Genomic DNA, 23,520 nt, shown 5'->3' on the forward strand with positions numbered 1-23,520 from the left:
TCGTTCCCGTGCGGGGGCGATTTGACAGGCGCATCGGCCGTCCTGGTACAGTCCGGGGCTATGCAGCGTGCATATTTCTGGTTTAGCAGGCCGGCCCGGGGTGGGTCGGTCGGCGTGACCGCGCGCTGACTTCTTCACCTACGAGCCGGATCCAGACCGGCTCGTCGGAATCTCAGGTTCTCTCGGGTCGGAATCCGAACCACCGAGAACAGGAATCATCGATGAGCCCCAGCACCGGAACCGCGACCACCGGAATCTCCACGTCGAATCTCGACGAACAGCGCACCGTCAAGGTCAGCCCTCTCGTCGCACCCTCCGAGATCCGTGCCGAGTACGCACCCGACGCCGTCGTCGCAGCGACCGTCCGTTCGGGCCGCGCCGGCACCGTCGACATCCTGAACGGCACCGACGACCGTCTCGTCGTCGTGGTCGGCCCCTGCTCCGTGCACGACCCCGCCGCCGCGATGGACTACGCGCGCCGTCTGGCCGCCAAGGCCGAGGAGCTGCGCGACGACCTGCACGTCGTGATGCGTGTGTACTTCGAGAAGCCGCGCACCACGCTCGGGTGGAAGGGCCTGCTCAACGACCCGCACCTCGACGGCACCTTCGATATCAACACCGGTCTGCGCATCGGCCGTAAGCTGCTGCTCGACGTCTCCGGTCTCGGCCTGCCCGTCGGCTGCGAGTTCCTCGACCCGATCCTTCCGCAGTACTACGCCGACCTGGTCACCTACGGAGCCATCGGCGCCCGCACCGCCGCGAGTCAGGTTCACCGCCAGCTGTGCAGCGCGCTGTCCATGCCCGTCGGCATCAAGAACTCCACCGAAGGTGACGTGCAGGTCGCGGTCGACGGCACCCGTGCCGCAGCGGCCAGCCACGTCTTCCCCGGCACCGACCTCGACGGTCAGGCCGCGCTGATCGAGACCGTAGGCAACCCGGACTGCCACGTCATCCTGCGCGGTGGCAGCGCGGGGCCGAACTACGACGCCGAGACCGTGGCCGACACGATGGCCCGCCTGCGCAAGGCCGGTCTGCCCGAGCGTGTCGTCATCGACGCAAGCCACGGCAACAGCCGCAAGGACCACAACAAGCAGGTCGACGTCGTCACCGATGTCGCCGAGCGCATCGAGGCCGGCGAGAAGGGCATAGTCGGACTGATGCTCGAGAGCTTCATCGAGGCGGGACGTCAGGACCTGACCCTCGGCGAGGCCGACAAGCTCGACTACGGCAAGTCGATCACCGACGCGTGCATCGACTGGGACACCACCGCCGCGCAGCTCGACCGCCTCGCGCAGGCCGTGCGCACCCGTCGCGGCTGAACCGTCTGCGGCGCGAAGGGTCGGCGGAGTCGTCAGCGATGACGAACCGCCGGCCCTCGTCGGTTCGGTAGCGTCGTTTCCATGACTACGAACAGGTTGTCGATCGTCGTGCCGGCCCACAACGAGGAGCGTTACATCGCGAAATGCCTTGCGGCGCTGCTCGCCCAGAAGTCGGAGATCCACGAAATCCTGGTCGTTGACAACAATTCGACCGATCGCACTGCGCAGATCATCGAAGCCATCGCCGCCGGCGAGCCCCTCGTGCGACGGATCGTCGAGCCAAGACCGGGTGTCGCATTCGCGCGCAATGCCGGATACGACGCGGCCACAGGAGATCTCATCGGACGGATCGATGCGGACACGCGGGTTCGTCCCGATTGGGCGCACACCGTCCGCAGTTTTTTCGCCCGCGACGACACCGTCGAGGTGGGAGCGATCAGCGGACTCAGCAACTCCTACGATTCCCCCTACCGCAGGCTCAAACAGTGGTACATCGACAAACGGGTCGCGCAAGGAACATTCGGCGGGGAACGGCGGATCGACAATCTGCACGGCGCGAACATGGCACTGCGACGCTCGGCGTGGGAGCGTGTCCGGGACGTCGTCAGTACGGACCCGAGAATCCACGAGGATCTGGATCTGGCACTGTGTCTGCGTGAGGTGGACATCGAGATCGCCCAGCTGACCGATCTGTACGCCGACCTGTCGCCGCGTCGGGCCTACACCCCGCCCCGTGAGTACGCGGCCTATATCCAGTCGGGAATCGACACCTTCGAACTGCACGGCCGCCTGACGCCGGAGATCCTCAGGCTCATCCGTCTACAGTCACGTCTCCACGTTCTCGTGTATGCGGCATACCGGCCCTACGACCCCGACCTGGGCAGATTCACCCTCCGGCGAGCGATCTTCGGCTCCGGCGGACGTGCGATGCCGATCGACACGAAGGGCCGCACGCCGTCCCCCTGACGACGGGTGGCCGGGACGCCGCAGGACCGTCCCGGCCATCATCGTGGGATCTTCTCACCTCAGGTCACCTCAGCGGCGTGAAATCGCGGCTGCCGAGATAGGGAGGACGCGGCCTCGAGGCGGCGAACGGCTCGACGAGCGTGTTCTCGACGCTGTTGAACACGACGAACAGATTCGAGCGCGGGAACGGAGTGATGTTCCCGTTGGAACCGTGCATGCAGTTCGAATCGAAGACCGTCGCCGACCCCGCCGGGCCGGTGAAGGTCGCGATACCGTGCTCGGCGGCCAAACGGGTGAGGGTGTCCTCGTCGGGCGAACCTGTCGGCGGAACGTGGGTGACCAGCGACTCCCGGTAGTAGTCGTCGGGCGTCTCACCGGCACACGAAACATACGTCTTGTGCGAACCCGGCATGATCATCAGACCGCCGTTGTAGCCGTAATTCTCGGTGAGGGCGATCGAGATGCTCAGAGCACGCGGCTTGGGCATGCCGTCCTCTGCGTGCCACGTCTCGAAGTCCGAATGCCAGTAGAACGGTCCACCGCGGAAGCCGGGCTTGACGTTGAGCCGCGACTGGTGGACGTACACCTCGGATCCCAGCAGTTGCCGTGCGATTCCGGCGATTTCGGGCCTGCGGACGATCGAGTCCACAAGATCGCTGAGCCGGTGCACGTCGAAGACCGAGCGGACGTCGCCGCTGCCCTTTTCGCGGACCACACGGTCGTCGTCGCCGAGTTCCCGGCCGAGTCGTGAGGTCTCCTCCAGAAGGTTCCCGACGTCGTGGGCGGCGAGAAGTCCTTCGGCGGTGTGGAACCCGCGGCGGTCGTACTCGATCACGGCCTCGGCGTCGAGCGGCCCGCCGGCAGCCGAACCCCAGACGACGGGATCCTTCCTCTCGACGGACTCGCAGGCGGTGCGACCGCGGGTCGGATAGTCGTCGCGAACGGTCGTGCGCATAGCTCGTAGATCACCCTCTCGAAAGTCGATGACGGTTCACTTCCGACGTTCCCACTGAAAATGCAGGAATGCAAGCCGGGCCCCGACATGTCCGCGTACCGACTCCTCGCCCATAACTCCTGGTCGAATCGAGTTTCGTTCCGGAACCGGCCGGGTATCCGGCGGCGTCGCGACGGTCGGCAGCCGATGCGCGTCAGCGGTGCTCTCGGTATGCGCGAGGGGTGTTTCCGGTCCACCTCTTGAACGCACGGCGGAAGGCGCTCGGCTCGGAGAAACCGAGCCGGGACGACAGATCGTCGACCGCTTCACCGCGTCTCAGGCCCGCGATCGCGAGGTCGCGGAGGACCTCCTCGCGCAACTGCCCCAGCGACGTGCCCTCCTGGCGGAGCAGGCGTCGCAGATGGGGAGGGCTCACCGCGAGCCTGCCGGCGATGTCCTCGGCGGTCGCCGTCCGTCCGTCGATGCCCGATTCGAAGATCCGCCGCACCTGGGACGACACCGTCGACTCGTATTCACGTTCGGAGAGAATGAGATTCGGAGAATCCCGCAGGTACTCCTCGAGTGATTCCTCGGTCTGCACGAGTGGCGACTTCAGTGCAGCATTGTCGATCTCGAGCGCGGCCCGTCCCGCACCGAAGGTCACCGGCACGCCGAAGATCGCGTCGTAACTGCGGGCCAGGACGGGATCGGGTTCGGTGTACGGCAGGAACACCGACCCGAGGGGGACACGCCCACCCACCAGCCACGCGGCGAAGCGGTGCAGCAGCATGAGAAGGAAATCCACCACCACGCGGGTCTTGTCGTCCACGACCTCCGGCAGTTCCACGTCCAGGAAGGTGGTGGACGCACCCGGGGTCAGGCTCAACTGCGGCAGGGACCGGATGACATGGTTCACCTCGATCATCCGTTGCAGAGCGTGGTCGAGATCGGGTCGGTGGATGAGGGTCAGGCACATAACCCGGAAGGTGCCGCGGGGCACGGGAGCCGCTGCGATGCCGAAGAGTTCGTCGTCGGTGATCTGCCAGACCACCTGCGTGAAACGACTGACCTGGGCGGGCGTGAGCCGGGCATGGGGATGGGTGAGCACCGCGCGGCTGATGCGTGCTGCCTCGAGGGCCGGTTGCAGATCGATGCCCTCCTCGGCTCCCACCTGTACCGCTCGCGACACGAAGTCCGACGGGATGGTCGGTCGCAACATCTAGCGCGCCTCCTGCAATCCGTTCAGACGTGCCACCGCTTCGGTGAGCACCTCGTCCCGTTTGCAGAACGCGAAGCGCACCAGATGGTTCCATGACGCGGTGTCGTCCACGAAGACGCTCACCGGTACCGCGGCCACTCCGACGCGGCCCGGAAGTTCCCGGCAGAAGGCCACCGCGTCGGTCCGGCCGAGGGGTGTCAGATCGGCGCACACGAAATACGTTCCGGTGGAGCCGAACACTTTCAGGCCGGCCTCGGAGAGTGCGTGGGACAGGAACGTTCGCTTGCGCTCGAGGTCGGCGCGCATCGACGCGATCCATTCCTGTTCGTGCGTCAACGCATGTGCGACCGCCGGTTGGAAGGGCGCCCCACCGACGAACGTCATGAACTGTTTCGCGGCGCGCACCCCGTCGATCAGCTCGCGCGGGCCCATCGCCCACCCGATCTTCCATCCGGTGACGTTGAAGGTCTTGGCGGCACTCGAGACCGTGATCGTCCGTTCGGCCATGCCGGGCAACGATGCGAGCGGGATGTGCGTGCGGCCGTCGAAGACCAGATGCTCGTACACCTCGTCGGACAGCACCAGCAGTTCGCGTTCGCAGGCGAGCTCGGCCAGGGCGGTCAGCGCTTCACGGTCGTAGACGGTGCCGGTGGGATTGTGCGGGCTGTTGACGACCAGCATCCGTGTCCGGTCGGTGACGGCGGCGCGCAGGGCGTCGACGTCGAGCACGAAACCGTTCCCGGAACGGGTCAGCGGCACGGTCCGTCGCGTCGCGCCGGCGAGCGCCACCGAGGCCGCATACGAGTCGTAGTACGGCTCCGTGAGGAGCACCTCCTCTCCGGGTTCGACGAGCCCGAGGATGGCGGCGCTGATCGCCTCGGTGGCACCGACGGTGACGAGCACCTCGGATTCGGGGTCGTGGTGCAGGCCGTACCGTGCGGCACGGTCGGCGGCGATCGCCTCGCGCAGGACCGGCATGCCGGACCCGGGCGGGTACTGGTTGACCCCCTCGGTGATGGCGCGGCGGGCGATCTCGAGCATTGCGGGCGGGCCGTCGACGTCGGGAAATCCCTGCCCGAGGTTGATCGCGCCGTGCCGGACAGCGAGTTCGGTCATCTCGGCGAAGATCGTCGAGGCGAACGGTCGTAACCGGGAGACCGTACGAACTCGTCCCGAAGTCGTCGAATCAGCCATTCCTGCAGCGTAGCGCCCGCGGTGTCACATCCGTGAGGTCTGCCTCGTCTCCATGATGTAGGCCACCTCGAACCGGCGGAGTATCCGTCGGTCGCACCGGAAGGACACCGTCATGGCACGACTCGAAGCCGTCGCTCCCGACCGCACCGGTCCGATGACCCGTGCGATGTATGCGCTCGCCCGCCGCAGGTTCGGTTCGGTCCCCGAACCCTTCGCGGTGGCCGCGCACCATCCGCGGTTGATGCGTACGAGCGGAGTCCACGAGATGCTCGCCCAACGCGCCTCCACCGTCCTGCCCGCCGCGGTCCGGGAGATCGCCGTCTACCGCGTGGCGTGGACCGTCGGATGCTCGTGGTGCATCGACTTCGGGACGATGCTGCAGCGACTGGACGGACTCGACACCGAACGACTCGCCCACATCGCCGAGTACGAGACCTCCGATCTCTACAGCGACGACGAGAAAGCCGCGATCGCCTATGCCGATGCGATGACCGGCGACGTGGCGAAGGAGGTCACCGACGAACAGGTCGCCGACCTCGAGCGTCGTTTCGGGCCGGCGGGCGTCGTCGAACTCACCTATCAGATCGCGCTCGAGAACATGCGTGCGCGCATGAACTCGGCGCTGGGCATCCACGATCAGGGATTCAGCACGGACGCCTGCCGGGTACCCTGGGCCGACGAAGCCGGGAACGCATGACGCCTAGTCGAAGATGCTGTCGGGCAGGAGCACTCCGCGTCCGAGCTTCTCGGGGTTCGCGATGTCGTAGGCCGCCCAGATCCGTCCGTCCCGCACGGTCCACGCCGTCACGCGCGGAGGGAAGCCCGGCCGACCGTCCTCGGCCGGGCGACCGCGGTTCAACAGACCCATCTCGCCGTTGACGAGGACCGGTTCGAAGGCCGTCAACGCCTCGGCTCCGTAGAGCCGCAGCAGTCCGAGGATGAACCGCGCGACCTTCTCGGCTCCGACCACGACGTTCAGCGCCGTACGGGTCGTGCCGCCGGCGTCGCCGATCATGCGGGCGTCGGGATGGAGCGCGGCGACGACGGCGTCGAGGTCGGCGCCCGCGAAGGCCGCGACGAGCCGCCCGACGGCCTCCTCGTGTTCGGCCGGTGAACTCGGCGGTGGAACGGCCGAGACCGTACGGCGGGCGCGGGAGGCCAGCTGGCGGGCGGTCGGGGTGGCGACGCCGAGGATGCGGGCGATGTCGTCGAACGAGATGTCGAACGCGTCGTGGAGCACGAACGCCACGCGCTGTGCCGGTGTCAGGCTGTCGAGGACGGCGAGCGCGGCCAGGCGGTTGTCCTCGTCGCGCACGATCTCGTCGAGCGGGTCCGGGGGAGCGAGGGAGCCGAGGGGCGCCACGACGGGTTCGGGCAGCCACTGGCCCACGTAGGTCTCGCGGCGCACCGCGGCCGAGCGCAGTCTGTCGAGGCACAACCGTCCTACGACTGTCGTCAGCCAGGCACGCAGGTCGCGCACCTCGGAGACATCCGCGCCCACGAGTCGCAGCCATGCGTCCTGCACGGCGTCCTCGGCGTCGGCGATGCTGCCGGTGAGGCGGTACGCCACCGACAGCAGGTGGGTGCGGTTCTCCTCGAATGTCTTCTGGGTGCTCTCGTCGAGCATGGGGACGATGCTAGACGCGATCGGCTGCGGGGCGAAGGGGTGTCGATCGCGCGTACGGATGCTGTCGGGCGCCTATTCTCGTCCTCGAACGGAAGGGGCGCCGTGGACAAATACGACATCAAGCGTGAGCACCGCGAGCTGTACTCGTGCTCGGCCGAGGATTTCGCCGAGGTGCACGCTCCCGACTTCGACTACCTCGCCGTGGACGGCAAGGGTGATCCGAACGGTTCCGAGGAGTACGCCGATGCCGTCGAGGCCCTCTACTCGGTGGCGTACACCCTGAAGTTCACCTCCAAGAAGGAACTCGGGCGGGATTTCGTCGTCGGACCTCTCGAAGGCCTGTGGTGGAGTGAGGACATGACCACCTTCCTCACGCGGGACAAGGACTCCTGGTCGTGGCGCATGCTCATCGCGCAGCCGCCCTGGATCACCGACGACATGATGAACGACGCGATCGAGATGGCGGGCGACAAGGCCCGGGCGAAGAAGAATCCGCTCCCGTCCCTGCCGCGTGTGCGGCCGTTCCGGCTGGTGGAGGGCAGGGCGCTGCAGATCCTGCACGTCGGGCCGTACGACGACGAAGGCCCCGTCCTGCAGTGCCTGCACACGCAGGTGATGCCCGAACGAGGGGTGACGTTCGCCGGCGACCACCACGAGATCTATCTGTCCGACCCTCGCCGCACGGCCCCCGAGAAGCTGAAAACCATTCTGCGTCAACCTGTCGCAGGCATACAGGAGCAATGATGGCCGTCACCAGCGCAGGTCTGATGTTCTACCGCGTCGACGACACCGGTCTGCTCAGCGTGTGGCTCGTCCACCCCGGCGGCCCGTTCTGGAAGGGGAAGGACGAAGCGGCCTGGTCGGTGCCGAAGGGGGAGTACGGGCCGGAGGAGGATCCTCGCGAGGTCGCCCTGCGCGAGTTCACCGAGGAATGTGGGATCGAGCCCCCGGATGTGCCGCTGTCGTTGCTGGGTCGCTACCGGCAGTCGTCCGGCAAGATCGTCAGCATCTACGCGGGGGAGACGGCGGAGGAGCTGAGGTTCGTCGAGAGCAACACGTGCGAGGTCGAATGGCCCCCGCGATCCGGCAAGCGGATCACCATCCCGGAGGTCGACGAGGCGCGCTGGATCGTCGCGGCGGACGCCGAGACGAAGCTGCACAAGGGGCAACGGCCGGCAATCGACGCGTTGCGTGCACGATTGGACGACGCCGGGCGGTACTACCGCGTCGACTGAACATCCGGCAGCGCAATGGGAACGAGGAACTGCCGGGCGGAAGAACTCTCGGCCGTCGCCCTGAGGACTTCAGAACGACCTGCGCGACTTCATGGAACACGCCCGGCAACTTCCGTCCTGGTCCGACCCGGCGGAACTCGAGACGGCCGGCGAAGGCCGGCACAGCTCTGTGCCGGCCTTCGTGGTTTCTGTCGCCTTCAGTTCTTCGGTACGTCAGCCTTCAGCGAATCGATTGCGGCCTGCAGGGCGGTGGTGGCGTCGTCGGCGACCTCCGCGAGTCCCGGTTGATCGGCGACCTGCACCATCATCTGCGGGTTCATCGCGTCGACCACGACCGTTTCCGGGTTGTTCGGATCGGTGCGGACCACGACGTTGCAGGGGAGCAGGAGCCCGATCTGCCTGTCGACCGTCACTGCGCGGTGTGCCAGTGGCGGATTGCATGCCCCGAGGATCACGTAGTCCTCCATGTCCTCGCCGAGCTTCGCCTTCAGGGTGGCCTTCATGTCGATCTCGGTGAGCACGCCGAATCCCTGCTCGGACAGCGCCTTACGGGTGCGTTCGACCGCGTCGGGGAACGAGGTGTGCAGGGTGGTCGAGAGTGCGAGTGTCATGGGTGTCCTGCTTTCTCTCGGAAGGGGGAGGGGTCAGGCCAGGGCGAGGAAGAGCTTCTCGAGTTCGACCTCGGTCATCGGTTCCTTGCCGTCCTCGGCATTGCCGTTCATGCATTCCTTCAGCCCGCTCGCCACGATCTTGAAACCGGCGCGGTCCAGCGCGCGCGACACGGCTGCAAGCTGAGTGACGACGTCCTTGCAGTCCCGGCCCTGTTCGATCATGGCGATCACTCCGCCGAGCTGACCCTGTGCGCGGCGCAGTCGGTTGAGTACCAATGCGATGCTGTCTTCGTCGCCGACCATGGAGGCGTCCTTTCCTAGTTCTGCAGACCAGTGTACCCCCGGGGGTATCAAATCGGCGTGTGAGTCGTGCGACCGACGGCACCCGGCGAGCGACCCGACGATCGCGGTGGCGCGTATCAGCGTCTTTGCCGTTGACGCACCACGCGGAGCATGACGACGAAGAACGCGACGAGCGTGACGATCAGAAGAATCGGGACGACGGGCACCTCCTGTGTCCACCGGCCGAGTGCTACTTGCAGATCGAACTGCTCGTCGACACCCATCGGCCCGGTGAGATTCGCGGTGCCGTCGGTGACGAGGAAGAGCGCGCCGATGCCGATGAACAGCAGCCCCGAGATCAAAGACGTGGTATGGGTTCGCAGGGGGCCGAGGGTGATGGGACGTCCTCGTAGCCAGGTGCGCTTTCGCAGCTCGAATCGTTCCCACGCGAGGGCCAGTGCGAACAGCGGCAGCGCCATACCGAGGGCGTAGACGGCCATCAGCACGGCCCCGTGCAGCGGGTGCCCCCCGGCGACCGCGATGGTCAGCACGCTCCCGAGCAGGGGTCCGGAGCAGAATCCTGCGAATCCGTACACGGCTCCGAGCGCGAACACCGACAGGGCGCCGGAGCCGGTCAGCGAGTTCGCGGCTTGCTGCGCCGACTTCGATGCGAAGCCTCCGCCGGCAACGGTCATGATGCCGAGACCGATGAGAATGATGCCGCTGACCAGGGTGATCACGGAGCGGTGCTGGGTCAGGAGCGCACCGATCAATCCCAGTCCGGCTCCCAGGGGCGCGAGTACCGAGGTCAATCCGGCGTAGAAGAGTGCGGTGCGTGCCGCCAGGCGCCCCGCACCGTCGAAGGCATACGCGAAGAACGAGGGCAGCAGCAGCGCCGAGCACGGGCTGAGCAGGGAGAGCACGCCGCCGAGCAGAGCGCCGAGCAGGCCGATCTCGGTCACTCCGCCGCCCCGGCTGCTGCCTCGATGGCCTGATCGAAGACTCCGAGCGGCTGTGCGCCCAGGATCGGGGTGCCGTTGATCACGAACGACGGCGTACTCGATACGCCGATGGTGTTCGCCTCGAGCATGTCGGCGTAGATGGACTGGTCGACGGACGGGTCCGCGGCCTCCCGGTCGAATCGATCCAGGTCGGGCACTCCGGCCGCAGCTGCGAAGCTGCGCAGAGATTCCGGCGTCAGGTCGGGATGGCCGCGATCGGGGGAAGCTGCGTAGACGGTCGCGTTGAATTCCCAGAACTTCCCCTGTGCGGCAGCGGCGCGTCCGGCACGGGCAGCGGCCATCGATTGGTCGCCGAAGATCGGAAGATCGCGCCATTCCATGCGCAGAATGCCCTCGTCGACGTACTTGTCGATCAGAGCCGGCTCGACGTCTCGGCTGAACTTGGCGCAGAACGGGCAGCGGTAGTCGGAGTACTCGATCAACACCACGGGAGCATCCACCGCACCGATCGCCAACGGGTCACCGTCGATGCGCCGGGACATATCTCCGACCGGTCCCATCTGCGGAGCCGTCACAGGGTCGGCCGCATCTTCGGCGCCGGTGCGGCCGACGACGAGAAACGCGAGCAGAACCGCGACGACGACGCCGAGCGCGCCGAGCAGCCACAGGTCCCGCCGGGTGCGGACGGTGTGTTTCGTCGGGGTCATGCGTGCCTCCACGGTCGGTCGCGCCGGAGTGGATCGACCGCCCCGAACTACTAAGCAGGATAGTAGCTCGAGCTACTAAGCTGGTTAGTAGTTGTGCCGCTCTCCGTCGACAAGGATCCCGATGTGACCACCCCTCCCGCAGCTCTCGAGACTCGCAATCCCGCAATCGCTCAGAAGAATTCGTATCGGATCAGAGCCCTGTTCCGAGCGGTGGCCGCGGGGGTGATCACTCTTCTGGTCGTCGGCGTACCGACGGACATCCTCGCGAATCCGTGGTTCGGCCGGGAGATCCCGGTGCGCTGGTGGGAATACCCGGTGCTCGGCGCGACCGTGGTGCTGACCGCGCTGTGGTTCGGTCTACAGAACTCCCACTCCGGCAGTCCGCGGACGGCGACACCCGCGGCCGGAGTGATGCTGACCGTGTTCGCCGTGGGCTGCCCGGTCTGCAACAAAGTGGTGCTCGTCACGATCGGCGCGTCCGGAGCACTCGGATGGTGGGCCCCGCTACAGCCGATCCTCGCCGTCCTTTCGCTGGCCCTGCTCGCCGGCGCCGTTCTCTACCGGTGGCGGCGACGTCCCTGCGACGACTCCTGTGAATCGCCGATCACACGGTGAGGCAGGACGCGGTCACGATTCCGACGACGGAGACTCCCGTGAGGAATGCGGGAAGAGCGGACAAGGCCACTGCGAAAGGACGAGTGGCGAAAGGACGAGCGAGTACGCCGTGCGAACGGCCGGACCGGCGAACCGGACTCAACCACCGGAGCCTCGCGTCGAGATACCCGTCGGATGCTTCTTCTCGTGCCGCCGGATCGAGCGTCGTTGCGCACCGGATCAGAGCATCGCGGACCGCATCGTGTCCGCAGGACTGCGCGGCCCGGCGATCTGCTGCCAGCTCGACGAGCACACGTATCCACGGCGCTCCCTGGCGGCACAGCGGCACGAACGGCAACGCCGTCCTCAGGGCCCCGCTGATCGCCACCAGCACATGGTGGCGACCGCGGATGTGTGCGTACTCGTGATCGAGTACCGCCCGACGCGTCGGTGGGTCCAGCGCTTTCAGTCCCTCGCCGGCCACGACAGTGCCGTTACGGCCGCCGATGCTGTATGCCGCGCAGGCGGTGTCCTGCAACCAGATGACTTCACCCCCGGCGTGTCTCCGGATCCTTCCGAGGATGCGGACCAGGTTGAGGTGGGCAACGGTTTCGCGGCGGTGCCTGCGGTACGAACGGGACACCACCACGGCGATCCGCACGAGAACCGCGCCCGCGACCACCCACAGCGCTGTCTCCAGATAGGGCAGCCACGGCAGCAATCCTTCGTCCCGCGCCGTACGCACACACGACGCCGGTACCGGCAGATGATCGATCTGCGAGCCGGGTCGCGTGGCTACCGCCAGGGGACCGCCGGCCAGTGCCGCGACGAACAGGACCTCGGTCGACACCCACGCGGTGAGCGCACCGCGCGGATCGCGGCCCGGGGAGGCCAGATGCGAAAGCCATCGCGGCGCTGTGAAACCGAGGACGAGCGCTGCCACGAACAGTGCTGCTGCAACGATCACGAGGGCAGATTCCTGCGGTTGCGGGCCGTGGTCCGCCGGGCGGCGCGGCGCAGGATCCGGGATTCGTCCTCCGTCGCAGAACTGGCGAAGTGCAGCATGACCTGTTCGGCGTCGCCGGACGTCCGGAGCACGTGCCGCAGCAGTTCTGCCGCGGTTTCCTCGCGGCTACGGGTTGCGCGGTAGCTGTAACCACGGCCGATTCGGCTGCGGGTGACCATGCCCTTGTTGTGCAGGTTGTCCAGGACCGTCATCACGGTCGTGTAGGCCGGCGACCGGTCGGGCTCGAGGCGTGCCAGCACATCGCGTACACGAAGGGGTTCGTCGCTCTGCCACAGCACGTCCATGATCGCCGATTCCAGCTCGCCGAGGCCCATCACGTCCGTGTCACCGCTTTCGTTTCACCATCGTCCGGGCCCGGCCCGGCGAAGTTCCACTCTACGGCCTGCATGCCGTCATCGAAGGCGGCATGCAGGCCGCTGGTGAAGAAGTTCGGCGCGGCGCTCAGGGGGTGGGTCCGCGCCGCACTTCCCGACCCGCGGAGACCCACGCCCTCGTCCCGCCGGCGACGGACACTGCGGACCGTCCCGCGGATTCGAGGATCTCGGCTCCACGCTTGCTCCGGTTTCCGGACGCGCAGATCACATAGACGGTCCCTCCCGGCGGTACCTCCCCTACGCGGGCGGACAGTTCGGGGAGGGGGATCGACCGAGCGCCGGGGACGTGGCCCCGGAGGTACTCGTAGTCCTCGCGGACATCGAGCACCGGAGCTCCGGACTCCCACGCCGTGATCAGAGCGACAGTGTCGACTTCCTGCATGGTGAACTCCTCGGTTCGGGTCTGTCGAGAACGGGTGAGCGCTTCCGCGTCGTGCGTTCAGACCGCCGCCGCGGCTGTGCGAGAGCGTCCTCCGAGGCGTTGCAGTGGGCAGTGCTCGCTGCGGTTGCAGACATAGGTGGCGCCGGCGGCGACCATAGTGAGTGCCGCCGTGGCAATGCCGACGCCGGGGTGGATCTCCTGCGCGAGGATGACGGAGGACATGATCAGCACGAACCAGCCGAAGCTCTTGCGCAGGGTGTCCGGATCGACCAGCGAGGTCAGGCGGCCGCCGATGAGGCTGCCCACGACGGCGGCACCGGTGACCATCGCCGCGAGACGCCAGTCGATCTGCACGGTGGACAGATAGCCTCCGAGTCCGGCGAAGGACTTCATGGCGATCACGATCAGCGACGTGCCGACCGCGATCGGCATGGGCAGGCCGCCGAGCAATGCCAGGGCCGGCACGACGAGGAAGCCGCCGCCGGCACCGACGAGACCGGTGACCAGGCCGACCACGACACCGTCGAGCAGGATCTTGCCGACGGGCATCGCAGCGTCGCCCTCACCGGCCGCGGCCTTGTTCTTGCGGCCGCGGAGCATGGCGATCGCTGTGGCGATCATCATCACGGCGAAGCCGAGCAGCAGTACGGTGCCCGGAATGAAGCGCGAGAGCAGACCACCGCCGTAGGCGCCGACCATGCCGGCCAGGCCGAACAGGATGCCGGTACGCCACTGCACGCGGCCGGCGCGAGCGTGGGAGATCGCGCCGACCGCGCTGGTGACACCCACGACCAGCAGCGAGGTGGCGATCGCCTCCTTTGCGTCCATCCCTGCGACGTAAGCGAGTAGGGGGACGGTGAGAATCGAGCCCCCGCCACCGAGCAGTCCGAGGGTGACGCCGACCAGGACCGCCAGGGCTACGGTCAGCGCGACCATGCCAGTTTCCTTTCGGCCGGGCAGGACGGACCTCCGGTCAACTGGGTGACGACGTTCTGGAGATCCCGCTGTGCCCCGCGGTTGTAGGGCAGCTTGGACAGCAGCATGCCCATCGCGCAGGTGTCCGACAGTGCGGCGAAGGTCACCCCGCCGCCGATGCCGGCAGCGAGCCACTTGAGTTTCGGCACGGCGATGCTTCCGAGAACCGAGCCCAGGACGAGCGAGCCGGCGACGAGCCGGACCTGGCGTTCGAGATCCCAGCGATCTGCGCCGCGGTTGACGGGCAGGCCGGCCGATTCCCAGCCGAGCATGCCGCCCTCGAGGATGTGGAGGTTCGGCAACCCTGCTTCACGCAGGGCCTGTTCGGCCTGGCCGGCACGCTGACCGGAGCGGCACACCAGTACGACGTTCTCGTCGAGATGGGCGCAGAACTCGTCGCGATGCTCACGCAGCAGGTCGAGGGGGACGTTGTAGGCGCCGGGAATGTGCACGGACTCGAATTCGCCGGGAGTCCGGACGTCGACGATCCGTACGGGCCTGCCCGAATCGATCGACTCGTGCAGCGAATTCGGATCGACGGTGGCGGTAGGGGACTCGGTCATGAGTGGCCTTTCGAGCGTGAGGATCGGTAGGGGTTCGAGGAGGTGCCCCCGGGGGTATTGCAGGACCATCGTATACATACCCCTGGGGGTATATGCAAGAAATGTGATCGTCCGGGCAGGGCCGGGCTCCGGGAGCGAACTGATACCCCAGGGGGTACTTGACATACCCTAGGGGGTATATGCCACGATGTCCATATCACCGGAACGCCATCCGGATCCAGCAACGGAGGAATCCATGATTCTCGAGCAGTACTACATCGAGTGCCTCTCCCATGCGTCCTATCTCATCGGTGACGAGAACACGGGCAGGGCGGTCGTGGTCGATCCCCGCCGCGACATCACCGAATATCTTTCCGACGCAGAGAAGTACGGCCTGACCATCGAGGGTGTGATCAACACCCACTTCCACGCGGACTTCGTCTCCGGTCATCTCGAGCTGGTCGACGCCACGGGTGCGTGGATCGGATTCGGTGAAGCGGCGGAGACCGACTACCCGATCCGCCGTCTGCGTGACGGCGAGAAGTTGTCGCTGGGGGAGGTCGAACTCGAGATCCTGTCCACCCCGGGCCACACCTGGGAGTCGATCTCGGTGCTGGTGCGCGAGCATTCCGGCGCCGTCCCGGCCGCAGTGCTCACCGGGGACTCGCTGTTCATCGGCGACGTCGGACGTCCCGATCTGGTCAACCTCGGCGACGGCTCGAGTGCCGATCTGGCTCGCGCGATGTACCGCACCGTGCACGAGAAGCTGCTGACATTGCCCGACGAAGTCGTCGTCATGCCTGCTCACGGTGCCGGTTCGTCCTGCGGGAAGAACCTGTCGACCGAACTCACCTCGACCATCGGCGAACAGCGCGCCACCAACCCGTCCGTGCAACCGATGAGCGAGGACGACTTCGTCGCCCTGGTCACCGAAGGTCAGCCGGCCGCACCGTCGTACTTCTCGGTCGACGCCGCGATGAACAAGCGGATGCACCCGCTTCTGGCGCAGGATCACACGATTCCCGAGCTGAGCCCCGAGCGGATGAAGGCGGAACTCGCCGCCGGCACGCGTGTCCTCGATGCGCGCAGCGTCGACGACTTCGCCGCCGGGCATCTGCGCGGTTCGATCAACGTCGGATTCGACGGGCGTTTCGCCGAGACCGGCGGCATGGTCGCCGAGGTGGGCGAGAAGATCGTACTGATCACCTATCCCGGCGAGGAGCAGGACGCCGCGGTGCGTCTGGCCCGAATCGGATCGGACGGCGCTGCAGGCTATCTGAACGTCGATCGGGACGGGGTGTTCCCGGCGGAACTGGCCGATCTGGTCGAGACCGCATCCAGGACATCGGTCGACGAACTCGACCGGTTGCTCGCCGCCGACGCGGTCACCCTCGTCGACATCCGCAATCCCGGTGAGCGCGAGTTCGGAACCATTCCGGGTGCGATGCCGATCCCGCTGGCCCAGTTGCGTACCCGCTTGGACCAGGTCCCGTCCGGCAAGCCGATCGTCGTGCACTGTGCAGGAGGATGGCGTTCGAGCGTCGCGGCCTCACTGTTGCGGGCCCAGGGCTTCGAGAACGTCACGGATCTGCTCGGAGGCTACAACGCATGGGCCGAATCCCACGTCCCCGCCTGATCGTGCCGACCCCGAGAAGGAAGCAGAACTCATGACGACGAAGAACCTCACGATGGCGGACTTCGAATCCACCGTTCTCGGCAACGACATCGTGCTCGTCGACTTCTGGGCATCGTGGTGCGGCCCGTGCCGTGCCTTCGGGCCGGTCTTCGAGAAGTCGTCGCAGGCGCACCCCGAGATCGTGCATGCCAAGGTCGACACCGAAGCCGAACAGCAACTCGCTGCCACGGCGAACATCCGCTCGATTCCGACGATCATGGCCTTCCGGGAGGGTGTGCTCGTCTACTCGCAGCCCGGGGCGTTGCCGGCACCGGCTCTCGAGGACCTGATCACCCGGATCGAGGCCCTCGACATGACCGAGATCCACAACCGGGCTGCCGAACGACGTGCAGCCTCGCGCTCCTGACCCCGTCGCCGGGTCCGTAGCGAATTCTCATCGAGGAGGACTCTCATGTGTTACCCCGTCGCCTGTCCGAACTGCGGAAAGACCGGATGGGGTGGATGCGGACAGCATGTCGACGCCGTCCTGCGTTCCGTCCCCGTCGCCGATCGCTGCACCTGCGGTCAGGACACCGTCCCGGCCCGCGCCGAGCGTCGGAGCATACGGTCGCTCTTCCGTCGCTGACCTCGGCCGCAACAGGGAGACGGTGTACGAAACCCACCCACCGCTCCCGGCCGATCGGTAGGGGGCGGAAGACGGACACGATCCGAGGCGGTGAAGCGCCCGCGCGGATCGTGTCCACCACGGCGAAGGCCGGCACAGTCGATGTGCCGGCCTTCGTCGTGTGTGGACGAGGATTCACCCACTTCGGATCACTCTGCGCACAATCGTTGTGACCACCTCTGCCGGGCGGGGATGCTGTCACCGTCGCAGAACATCGAAGGGGGACGAACCGTGTCCGAGTGTCGGTTGTGTTGTCGCTGAGCGACAGTCATGCCATCGTCGCACCACCGGTGCGTAGTTCCTGTACCCGGAAGGGCCGGGTACCCATCACCGCGCCCGTCCCCTCGGGCCGACACGAGGACTCGAATCCTGATGCCCGCATCCGCCCTGCGCAGAAATCTGCTGCGCGTCGTCGCTGCGACTGCAGCCTTCCTCACCCTCGCCTCCGTCGCCACGGCCTGCTCGGGTTCCGAGGCCACCACCACTGCCGACGGCAAGACCGTTCTCCGCTACGAGGGCTCGGCCGGACAGGTCGGGTTCCCTGAACTCGCCGAAGCGCTCGGATACTTCGAGAACGTCGGGCTCGAATGGATCGGCGACAACGGCAACGGCCCCCAGTCGCTCCAGAACACCGCGACGAACCAGGTCGACTTCGGCGGCGCGTTCAACGGTGCCGTGATCAAGGCGCAGGCCGGCAACTCACCGCTGACCTCCGTGCTCCCCTACTACGGGTCCGACGAGCAGACCTTCAACGGCTACTTCGTCCTCGAGGACAGCCCGATCCGCACCGCGCGCGATCTGATCGGCAAGAAGGTCGGGATGAACACCCTCGGTGCCCACCACGAATTCCTGGTGCGGGAGTGGCTCCCTCAGCAGGGCCTGACCCCCGAGGAGATCGCGCAGGTAGAGCTCATCGTGGTCCCGCCCGTCAACACCGAGCAGGCTCTGCGCGAAGGACAGATCGACGTCGGGACGCTCGGCAGCGTGTTCCGCGAGACCGCGGTGGAACGGGGCGGCATCCGGCCGCTGTTCACCGACGAGTCCCTCTTCGGGTCGTTCTCCTACGGGACACTCGTGTTCCGCAACGGCTTCATCGAGCGGAACCGCGATGTCGTCGCCGACCTGGTGCAGGGCACGGCCCGTGCCATCCGCTGGACCCAGGTGACCCCGCGCGACGAGGTGATTGCGAAGTTCGAGGAGATCATCGACGGTCGCGGACGCAACGAGTCGACGAGCCTCGTCGCGTACTGGCGCAGCCCCGGCGTCGCCGGCCCCGGTGGGGTGATCACCGACCAGGAAATCCGGACGTGGATCGACTGGCTCACGCGCAACGGCGAGCTCGACGAAGGGCAGATCGAACTCGACGACGTCTACACGAACGAATTCAACCCCTACGCCAACGGCACCTACGAGCCCACCAGCGGCCCGAACGGCGAACCCCTCGAGGAGGCGAAGTGAGCGAGCCCAAACTCCGGATCGACCACGTCACCAAGAAGTTCCCGGTGCGCGGCACGAACGACACCTTCACCGCGCTCGACGACATCAGTCTCGACCTCGCCGACGGGGAGTTCCTCGTCCTGGTCGGACCGAGCGGTTGCGGAAAGTCCACCCTGCTCGACCTTCTCGGTGGTCTCACCACACCGACCTCGGGGCAGATCCTGCTCGACGGCCGGCCCATCTCTGGCCCCGGCCTGGATCGTGGAATCGTCTTCCAGCAGTACGCACTGCTCCCGTGGCGCACGGCCCGTAGCAACATCGAATTCGGTCTGGAGGCGAAGGGTCTGCCCAAGCGGGAGCGTCGCGATCTCGCCGGGCACTACCTCGATCTCGTAGGCCTGCACGGATTCGGCGACCGCTACCCGCACGAGTTGTCGGGAGGCATGAAGCAGCGCGTCGCCATCGCACGCAGCCTCGCCTTCGATCCCGAAGTGTTGCTCATGGACGAACCGTTCGCGGCACTCGACGCCCAGACCCGCGAATCCTTGCAGGACGAACTGCTCCGCATCCGGCGCGAGACCGGCAAGACGATCCTGTTCATCACCCACGGCATCGACGAAGCCGTCTATCTGGGACAGCGCGTCGCGATCCTCACGTCCCGACCGGGTCGGATCAAGACCGTCGTCGACGTCGACATCGACCGGAACGTCGACGACGTCCGCTCGAGCGAAGCATTCCGGGCGCTGCGGCACGACATCTGGTCGCTGCTGCACTCGGAGGTGGCCCGCGCGCACGACCTCGAACTCGCCACAGCAACGGAAGAGGCCCAGCATGTCCAGCACTAGTGCCGTTCTGACGAAGCCCGAGCTCGACGACCGCATCACACCCGCAGTCACGCCGGCCGGATCCCCGGTGCGCAGCGTCGGGCGGCGTACCGGTGCCCTGGTGTGGCGTTTCGTCAAGCCGGCCGTCGCCATCGTCGCCTTCCTGGCGCTGTGGGAGATCGCTCCCCGGGTCGGGCTCGTCGACGAGGTGTTCCTGCCGCCGTTCACCACCGTGGTCGGAGCGTTCCTCGACCTGATCGGCAACGGTCAGCTCGCCGACCATCTGGCGGCGAGCCTGTCCCGCGCGCTCGTAGGGTTCTTCGTCGCCGTCGCGATCGCGGTGCCGCTCGGGGTGGCGATCGGTTGGTACAAGCCGGTCGCGGATCTGCTGAACCCGATCCTGGAGGTCTTCCGCAACACGGCCGCCCTCGCGCTGCTCCCGGTGTTCATCCTGATCCTGGGTATCGGGGAGACCTCGAAGGTCGCGCTGGTGATCTATGCGTGCACCTTCCCGATCCTCCTCAACACCATCTCCGGTGTGCGCACGGTGGATCCGCTGCTGGTGAAGTCCGCGCGATCGCTGGGTCTTCCGGCGCACCGCCTGTTCCAGAAGGTCGTGCTGCCCGCGGCCGTGCCGACGATCTTCACCGGTGTCCGGATGGCGGCGGCATCGTCGATCCTGGTGCTCATCGCCGCCGAGATGGTCGGCGCGAAGGCCGGTCTCGGCTACCTGATCACCGCGTCGCAGCTGAACTTCCGGATCCCCGACATGTACGCGGGCATCATCGCGATCTCGCTCGTCGGGCTCGTCTTCAACGGCGTCCTCGTCGCGATCGAACGCCGCCTGTCGCGGTGGCGCGCCGACCAGTGACCCCCGCCGAACCGTCCGAGCCCCGAGTCGTGGCCGCATGACGGAGGGATTCGACCCGAAATCGCTGATCACCACGGTCTTCGTGCCGTCGGCGATCTTCGGGATCGGCCAGGGGGCCGGTGCCCCCGTCGTGGCACTGCTCGCGCGCGAACTCGGCGCGTCGGTGCCCGTGGCGGGGGTGGTCGTCGCACTCGTCGCGCTCGGCGCCGTGATCGGCGACCTGCCGGCGGGAAGCATCGTCGCGCGGTTGGGGGAGCGTCGCGCGATCCTCGCAGGTACCGCCCTGGGAACCGTCGGTGTCCTGGTCTCCCTCACGGCCTGGACACCGGCGGTTCTCGCCGCGGGCGCGGTGCTCACCGGGTTCGCCAACGCGGTGTGGGGTCTGGCGCGACAGAGCTATCTCGCCGAGGCCGTGCCGATCGAGCGACGAGCACGGGCCATGGCGGCCTTCGCCACGATGTGGCGACTCGGTTTCTTCCTCGGTCCGTTCCTCGGCGCCGGTGTCATCCACCTTGTGGGAGTTCGGGGCGGCCTCGCGGTACAGGCCGTGGGTGTGGTGCTGTCGGGCGTCCTCATGGCGCGGGCGCCGGACACCGGGCGACGAACGGACGCCGGAACCGGCGAGCGCACGCACACCTCGCTCGGCACGATCCTGCGACGGCACCGCCGACTGCTCGGCACACTCGGCGTCGGGTCGCTGCTGATGGGTGCGGCCAGGGCATCGCGCGAAGCGGTGCTGCCGCTGTGGGCGAGTCATATCGGACTCGACGCGGCCACCGTCTCGATCGTCTTCGGGATCGGCGGTGCCGTCGACCTGCTCTGTTCGTATCCGGCCGGGCAACTGATGGACCGGTACGGGCGACGGGCCGTCGCGGTGCCGTCGCTGCTCGTGATCGGGGTGGCCTTCCTGATCCTGCCGGTCGCCGACGACCTGGCGTCTCTCGCGGCGGTCGCGGTGGTGCTCGGCATCGGCAACGGTCTGGGCAACGGGGTGATCATGACGCTCGGTGCCGACACGGCACCACCTGCGACCCGGGCAGAGTTCCTGGCGGCCTGGCGGCTCACCCACGACACCGGCATGTTCGTCGGTCCGTTCGCCGTCGGCGCCGTCGCCACCCTGTCCCTGGCCGCCGGTGCCCTGACCGTGGGCGGTCTGGCTCTGCTCGGAGCGGCCTGCATGTTCCGCTTCGTTCCGCGATACTCGCCATGGCCGCGGCGCACACTGGAACAGGTGGCGCCGGCCGAACCGGCACTGCACAACGTCACTTCGACCCTAGGACACGTATGCGTTTCGGATTGTTCGTCCCCCAAGGTTGGCGACTGGACCTCGTCGGCATCGACCCCTCCGACCAGTGGCAGGTGATGCGCGATCTCGCGCTCCGCGCCGATCGCGGACCGTGGGAATCGATCTGGGTGTACGACCACTTCCACACCGTCCCTGCGCCCACCGACGAGGCCACCCACGAGGCATGGAGCCTCGTGTCGGCTTTCGCCGCCGTCACCGAGCGTGTGCGCATCGGCCAGATGTGTCCCGCCATGGCCTATCGCACCCCCGCCTATCTCGCGAAGGTCGCGGCCACCGCCGACATCATCTCCGGCGGGCGCATCGAGATGGGGATCGGTGGCGGATGGTACGAACACGAATGGCGCGCATACGGTTACGGATTCCCGTCGCCGGGTGAGCGGCTGCGCCGACTCGACGAGGGCGTGCAGATCTTCCGACAGGCGTGGACCACGGGTTCCGCGACGTTCTCAGGTAGGCATTACACCGTCGATGGAGCCATCGTCCGCCCGCTTCCGCTGCAGGAGGGCGGTATTCCGCTGTGGATCGCCGGCGGCGGCGAGAAGGTGACCTTGAAGATCGCCGCGAAGTACGCGCAGTACACCAACTTCGACGGCACACCCGAAGGGTTCGCGCGCAAGTCGGAGATCCTGCGTGAGCACTGCGCCGAGGTCGGCACCGACTTCGACGCCATCGTGCGATCGGCCAACTACAACGTGGCGATCGGCCGCACCGAAGCCGAGGTGCAGGACCGGCTCGAGGCACTGCGGGCCCGTCTCGAACCGATCGTCGGAGCGGAGAAGGCCGACGGGGCGCTCGACGCTTTCCGGGGGATGCCCGCCGTCGGCACCCCCGAGCAGATCGTCGAGAACCTCACCGCGCTGATGAAGCAGGGGCTCGAGTACGCGATCTTCTACGTTCCCGAGGCCGCCTACGACACCTCGGGGCTGGAACTGCTCGAGAAGGAAGTGCTCCCGCACCTCGCGTGATGCCCACTGCCCCTGAGCGCTGGAGGGGCCAGCCGTTCACGGGCCGTGTGGGTCGTCGGCCGACAATCCGGCGACCCACAACGTCCCGCGGCACGCCCCCGTCACCGCAGTTCGGGCGGCAGTTCCTTGCTCGCCAGTTCGAGGCGACGCTCGTCGGTGGCGTCGACCTGGTCCACCATCTTCAGCTTGTCCTTCAGCACGCGCCACTCCACTTCGGGGATCTGCGCGACCGCGTCGGCGATGACCTTCTGATCACGGGTACCCCAGGCGATCGGCATGGGGCCGACCATCTGCCACACCCCCGAGTCGTTGCGGGTCGTGCGGTCGGAAAGGACCGCGGCACACGGCACGCGCTCACCGATCGCGATCCGGTGACCCGGCACCGCCTCCACGTTGCGGGTGACCAGGGCGAAGTGCCGGCCGGACGTCTCGGGCTTGGCGATGTCGACGAGCGCGAGCAGCGTCAGCCCGCGGGCACGCTCGGCGGCGACGACGGCCGGGACGAGAGGGCTGTCGCGGTAGAGCTGTTCGATGGTCCCCACCTTGCGCGGCGCCCACAGCGCCACCCACACCGACGTCGCGGCCGCGACCGCCAGCACGGCGGCGACGATGTACGCCCAGGCTTCGCCGAGCAGGAACAGACCCGCCGCACCCGCGACGCACACCAGGCCGACGAATATCGCCGACCACCGCAGACGACGGACATCCGCGAGGGTCTGGTTCACGGCCTTGGCATGGGGCAGGTCCACAGGGAAGTCGAAGCGGCGCACGCCGCCAGCTTATTGGAGCCCTTGGGCCGACCACTGTCGGCCTCCGGCGGCGAGCCCGACCACGACGGGCTCGAGCAGAATGCGCACAACGGCGCTT

Annotated in this window: 27 protein-coding genes; 13 read left to right on the forward strand and 14 right to left on the reverse strand. The window is 67.2% G+C overall.

Features of this window, described 5'->3' with window-relative positions:
• Window positions 1–221: 221 nt before the first annotated feature.
• Window positions 222–1,319, forward strand: coding sequence for a 3-deoxy-7-phosphoheptulonate synthase (locus tag IM25_RS10140; RefSeq protein WP_006551720.1), 1,098 nt, complete (start codon window positions 222–224; stop codon window positions 1,317–1,319).
• An 81-nt stretch (window positions 1,320–1,400) separates the two neighbouring features.
• Window positions 1,401–2,285 carry a glycosyltransferase family 2 protein gene (locus tag IM25_RS10145; protein ID WP_033096802.1) on the forward strand — a complete coding sequence of 295 codons (885 nt, stop codon included), beginning with the start codon at window positions 1,401–1,403 and terminating at the stop codon, window positions 2,283–2,285.
• A 64-nt stretch (window positions 2,286–2,349) separates the two neighbouring features.
• On the opposite strand, the gene thpD is transcribed toward IM25_RS10145, so the two are convergent.
• From thpD to IM25_RS10160, 3 genes are all read right to left on the reverse strand, one after another.
• Window positions 2,350–3,240: an ectoine hydroxylase gene (thpD, locus tag IM25_RS10150; RefSeq protein ID WP_006551718.1), complete on the reverse strand. Its 891-nt coding sequence runs from the start codon at window positions 3,238–3,240 to the stop codon at window positions 2,350–2,352.
• 193 nt (window positions 3,241–3,433) lie between these two features.
• A complete protein-coding gene (locus tag IM25_RS10155; protein WP_006551717.1) occupies window positions 3,434–4,438 on the reverse strand; it encodes an AraC family transcriptional regulator in 1,005 nt (334 codons plus the stop codon).
• The gene (locus IM25_RS10160; RefSeq protein ID WP_033096801.1) at window positions 4,439–5,632 is read right to left on the reverse strand and encodes a pyridoxal phosphate-dependent aminotransferase; all 1,194 of its coding nucleotides are present in this window, start codon (window positions 5,630–5,632) and stop codon (window positions 4,439–4,441) included.
• 112 nt (window positions 5,633–5,744) lie between these two features.
• On the opposite strand from IM25_RS10160, the gene IM25_RS10165 reads away from it, so the two are divergent.
• Window positions 5,745–6,329, forward strand: a complete 585-nt coding sequence (locus IM25_RS10165) for a carboxymuconolactone decarboxylase family protein (protein ID WP_006551714.1) — start codon at window positions 5,745–5,747, stop codon at window positions 6,327–6,329.
• Between the two features lie 3 nt (window positions 6,330–6,332).
• On the opposite strand, the gene IM25_RS10170 is transcribed toward IM25_RS10165, so the two are convergent.
• Window positions 6,333–7,259 (reverse strand): sigma-70 family RNA polymerase sigma factor, encoded by a 927-nt coding sequence (locus IM25_RS10170; RefSeq protein ID WP_033096800.1) that lies wholly within the window; start codon window positions 7,257–7,259, stop codon window positions 6,333–6,335.
• 102 nt (window positions 7,260–7,361) lie between these two features.
• Between IM25_RS10170 and IM25_RS10175 the strand changes: the two genes are divergently transcribed.
• Window positions 7,362–8,003, forward strand: a complete 642-nt coding sequence (locus tag IM25_RS10175; protein ID WP_033096799.1) for a GyrI-like domain-containing protein — start codon at window positions 7,362–7,364, stop codon at window positions 8,001–8,003.
• Window positions 8,003–8,494, forward strand: a complete 492-nt coding sequence (locus tag IM25_RS10180) for an NUDIX domain-containing protein (RefSeq protein ID WP_033096798.1) — start codon at window positions 8,003–8,005, stop codon at window positions 8,492–8,494. The genes IM25_RS10175 and IM25_RS10180 overlap by 1 nt, the downstream gene beginning before the upstream one ends.
• Window positions 8,495–8,691: 197 nt before the next feature.
• Here the strand turns inward: IM25_RS10180 and IM25_RS10185 are convergent, their stop codons facing one another.
• From IM25_RS10185 to IM25_RS10200, 4 genes are all read right to left on the reverse strand, one after another.
• A complete protein-coding gene (locus IM25_RS10185; protein ID WP_006551709.1) occupies window positions 8,692–9,105 on the reverse strand; it encodes a DUF302 domain-containing protein in 414 nt (137 codons plus the stop codon).
• Window positions 9,106–9,138: 33 nt separating this feature from the next.
• Window positions 9,139–9,408 carry a metal-sensitive transcriptional regulator gene (locus IM25_RS10190; protein ID WP_006551708.1) on the reverse strand — a complete coding sequence of 90 codons (270 nt, stop codon included), beginning with the start codon at window positions 9,406–9,408 and terminating at the stop codon, window positions 9,139–9,141.
• Window positions 9,409–9,524: 116 nt separating this feature from the next.
• Window positions 9,525–10,349, reverse strand: a complete 825-nt coding sequence (locus IM25_RS10195) for a cytochrome c biogenesis CcdA family protein (RefSeq protein ID WP_033096797.1) — start codon at window positions 10,347–10,349, stop codon at window positions 9,525–9,527.
• Complete coding sequence (locus IM25_RS10200; RefSeq protein ID WP_033096796.1) at window positions 10,346–11,056, reverse strand: DsbA family protein; 711 nt, start codon at window positions 11,054–11,056, stop codon at window positions 10,346–10,348. The genes IM25_RS10195 and IM25_RS10200 overlap by 4 nt, the downstream gene beginning before the upstream one ends.
• Window positions 11,057–11,179: 123 nt before the next feature.
• Here IM25_RS10200 and IM25_RS10205 point away from each other — a divergent pair, with 123 nt between their 5' ends.
• Window positions 11,180–11,671 (forward strand): hypothetical protein, encoded by a 492-nt coding sequence (locus IM25_RS10205; protein WP_232333437.1) that lies wholly within the window; start codon window positions 11,180–11,182, stop codon window positions 11,669–11,671.
• Here IM25_RS10205 and IM25_RS10210 read toward each other — a convergent pair.
• The 5 genes from IM25_RS10210 to IM25_RS10230 form a co-directional block, all read right to left on the reverse strand.
• The gene (locus IM25_RS10210; protein WP_033096794.1) at window positions 11,661–12,617 is read right to left on the reverse strand and encodes a M56 family metallopeptidase; all 957 of its coding nucleotides are present in this window, start codon (window positions 12,615–12,617) and stop codon (window positions 11,661–11,663) included. The two genes, IM25_RS10205 and IM25_RS10210, sit on opposite strands and share 11 nt — an antisense overlap.
• Complete coding sequence (locus IM25_RS10215; protein WP_081263359.1) at window positions 12,614–12,991, reverse strand: BlaI/MecI/CopY family transcriptional regulator; 378 nt, start codon at window positions 12,989–12,991, stop codon at window positions 12,614–12,616. Before IM25_RS10215 ends, IM25_RS10210 begins: the two co-directional genes overlap by 4 nt.
• Before the next feature lie 127 nt (window positions 12,992–13,118).
• Window positions 13,119–13,433 carry a rhodanese-like domain-containing protein gene (locus tag IM25_RS10220; protein WP_006551700.1) on the reverse strand — a complete coding sequence of 105 codons (315 nt, stop codon included), beginning with the start codon at window positions 13,431–13,433 and terminating at the stop codon, window positions 13,119–13,121.
• Between the two features lie 57 nt (window positions 13,434–13,490).
• Window positions 13,491–14,369, reverse strand: coding sequence for a sulfite exporter TauE/SafE family protein (locus IM25_RS10225; RefSeq protein WP_033096792.1), 879 nt, complete (start codon window positions 14,367–14,369; stop codon window positions 13,491–13,493).
• Window positions 14,357–14,971 (reverse strand): rhodanese-like domain-containing protein, encoded by a 615-nt coding sequence (locus IM25_RS10230; protein WP_065996013.1) that lies wholly within the window; start codon window positions 14,969–14,971, stop codon window positions 14,357–14,359. The genes IM25_RS10225 and IM25_RS10230 overlap by 13 nt, the downstream gene beginning before the upstream one ends.
• 235 nt (window positions 14,972–15,206) lie before the next feature.
• Between IM25_RS10230 and IM25_RS10235 the strand changes: the two genes are divergently transcribed.
• The 7 genes from IM25_RS10235 to IM25_RS10265 all read left to right on the forward strand — a co-directional run bounded on the left by IM25_RS10235 (window position 15,207) and on the right by IM25_RS10265 (window position 22,653).
• Window positions 15,207–16,586 carry an MBL fold metallo-hydrolase gene (locus IM25_RS10235; RefSeq protein ID WP_006551697.1) on the forward strand — a complete coding sequence of 460 codons (1,380 nt, stop codon included), beginning with the start codon at window positions 15,207–15,209 and terminating at the stop codon, window positions 16,584–16,586.
• Between the two features lie 31 nt (window positions 16,587–16,617).
• Window positions 16,618–16,992, forward strand: coding sequence for a thioredoxin (gene trxA, locus IM25_RS10240; protein ID WP_006551696.1), 375 nt, complete (start codon window positions 16,618–16,620; stop codon window positions 16,990–16,992).
• 630 nt (window positions 16,993–17,622) lie between these two features.
• Window positions 17,623–18,708: an ABC transporter substrate-binding protein gene (locus IM25_RS10245; RefSeq protein ID WP_065996014.1), complete on the forward strand. Its 1,086-nt coding sequence runs from the start codon at window positions 17,623–17,625 to the stop codon at window positions 18,706–18,708.
• Window positions 18,705–19,532 carry an ABC transporter ATP-binding protein gene (locus IM25_RS10250; protein WP_024103071.1) on the forward strand — a complete coding sequence of 276 codons (828 nt, stop codon included), beginning with the start codon at window positions 18,705–18,707 and terminating at the stop codon, window positions 19,530–19,532. The genes IM25_RS10245 and IM25_RS10250 overlap by 4 nt, the downstream gene beginning before the upstream one ends.
• Window positions 19,519–20,382 (forward strand): ABC transporter permease, encoded by an 864-nt coding sequence (locus IM25_RS10255; protein WP_024103072.1) that lies wholly within the window; start codon window positions 19,519–19,521, stop codon window positions 20,380–20,382. Before IM25_RS10250 ends, IM25_RS10255 begins: the two co-directional genes overlap by 14 nt.
• 37 nt (window positions 20,383–20,419) lie before the next feature.
• A complete protein-coding gene (locus IM25_RS10260; protein WP_084294991.1) occupies window positions 20,420–21,745 on the forward strand; it encodes an MFS transporter in 1,326 nt (441 codons plus the stop codon).
• A complete protein-coding gene (locus tag IM25_RS10265) occupies window positions 21,667–22,653 on the forward strand; it encodes an LLM class F420-dependent oxidoreductase (protein WP_065996015.1) in 987 nt (328 codons plus the stop codon). Before IM25_RS10260 ends, IM25_RS10265 begins: the two co-directional genes overlap by 79 nt.
• Window positions 22,654–22,754: 101 nt before the next feature.
• Here IM25_RS10265 and IM25_RS10270 read toward each other — a convergent pair whose 3' ends face one another.
• Window positions 22,755–23,423: a DUF3239 domain-containing protein gene (locus tag IM25_RS10270; protein ID WP_033096788.1), complete on the reverse strand. Its 669-nt coding sequence runs from the start codon at window positions 23,421–23,423 to the stop codon at window positions 22,755–22,757.
• Window positions 23,424–23,520 lie beyond the last annotated feature (97 nt).

This window comes from Rhodococcus sp. p52 (assembly GCF_000763325.2).
Lineage (GTDB): Bacteria > Actinomycetota > Actinomycetes > Mycobacteriales > Mycobacteriaceae > Rhodococcus > Rhodococcus pyridinivorans.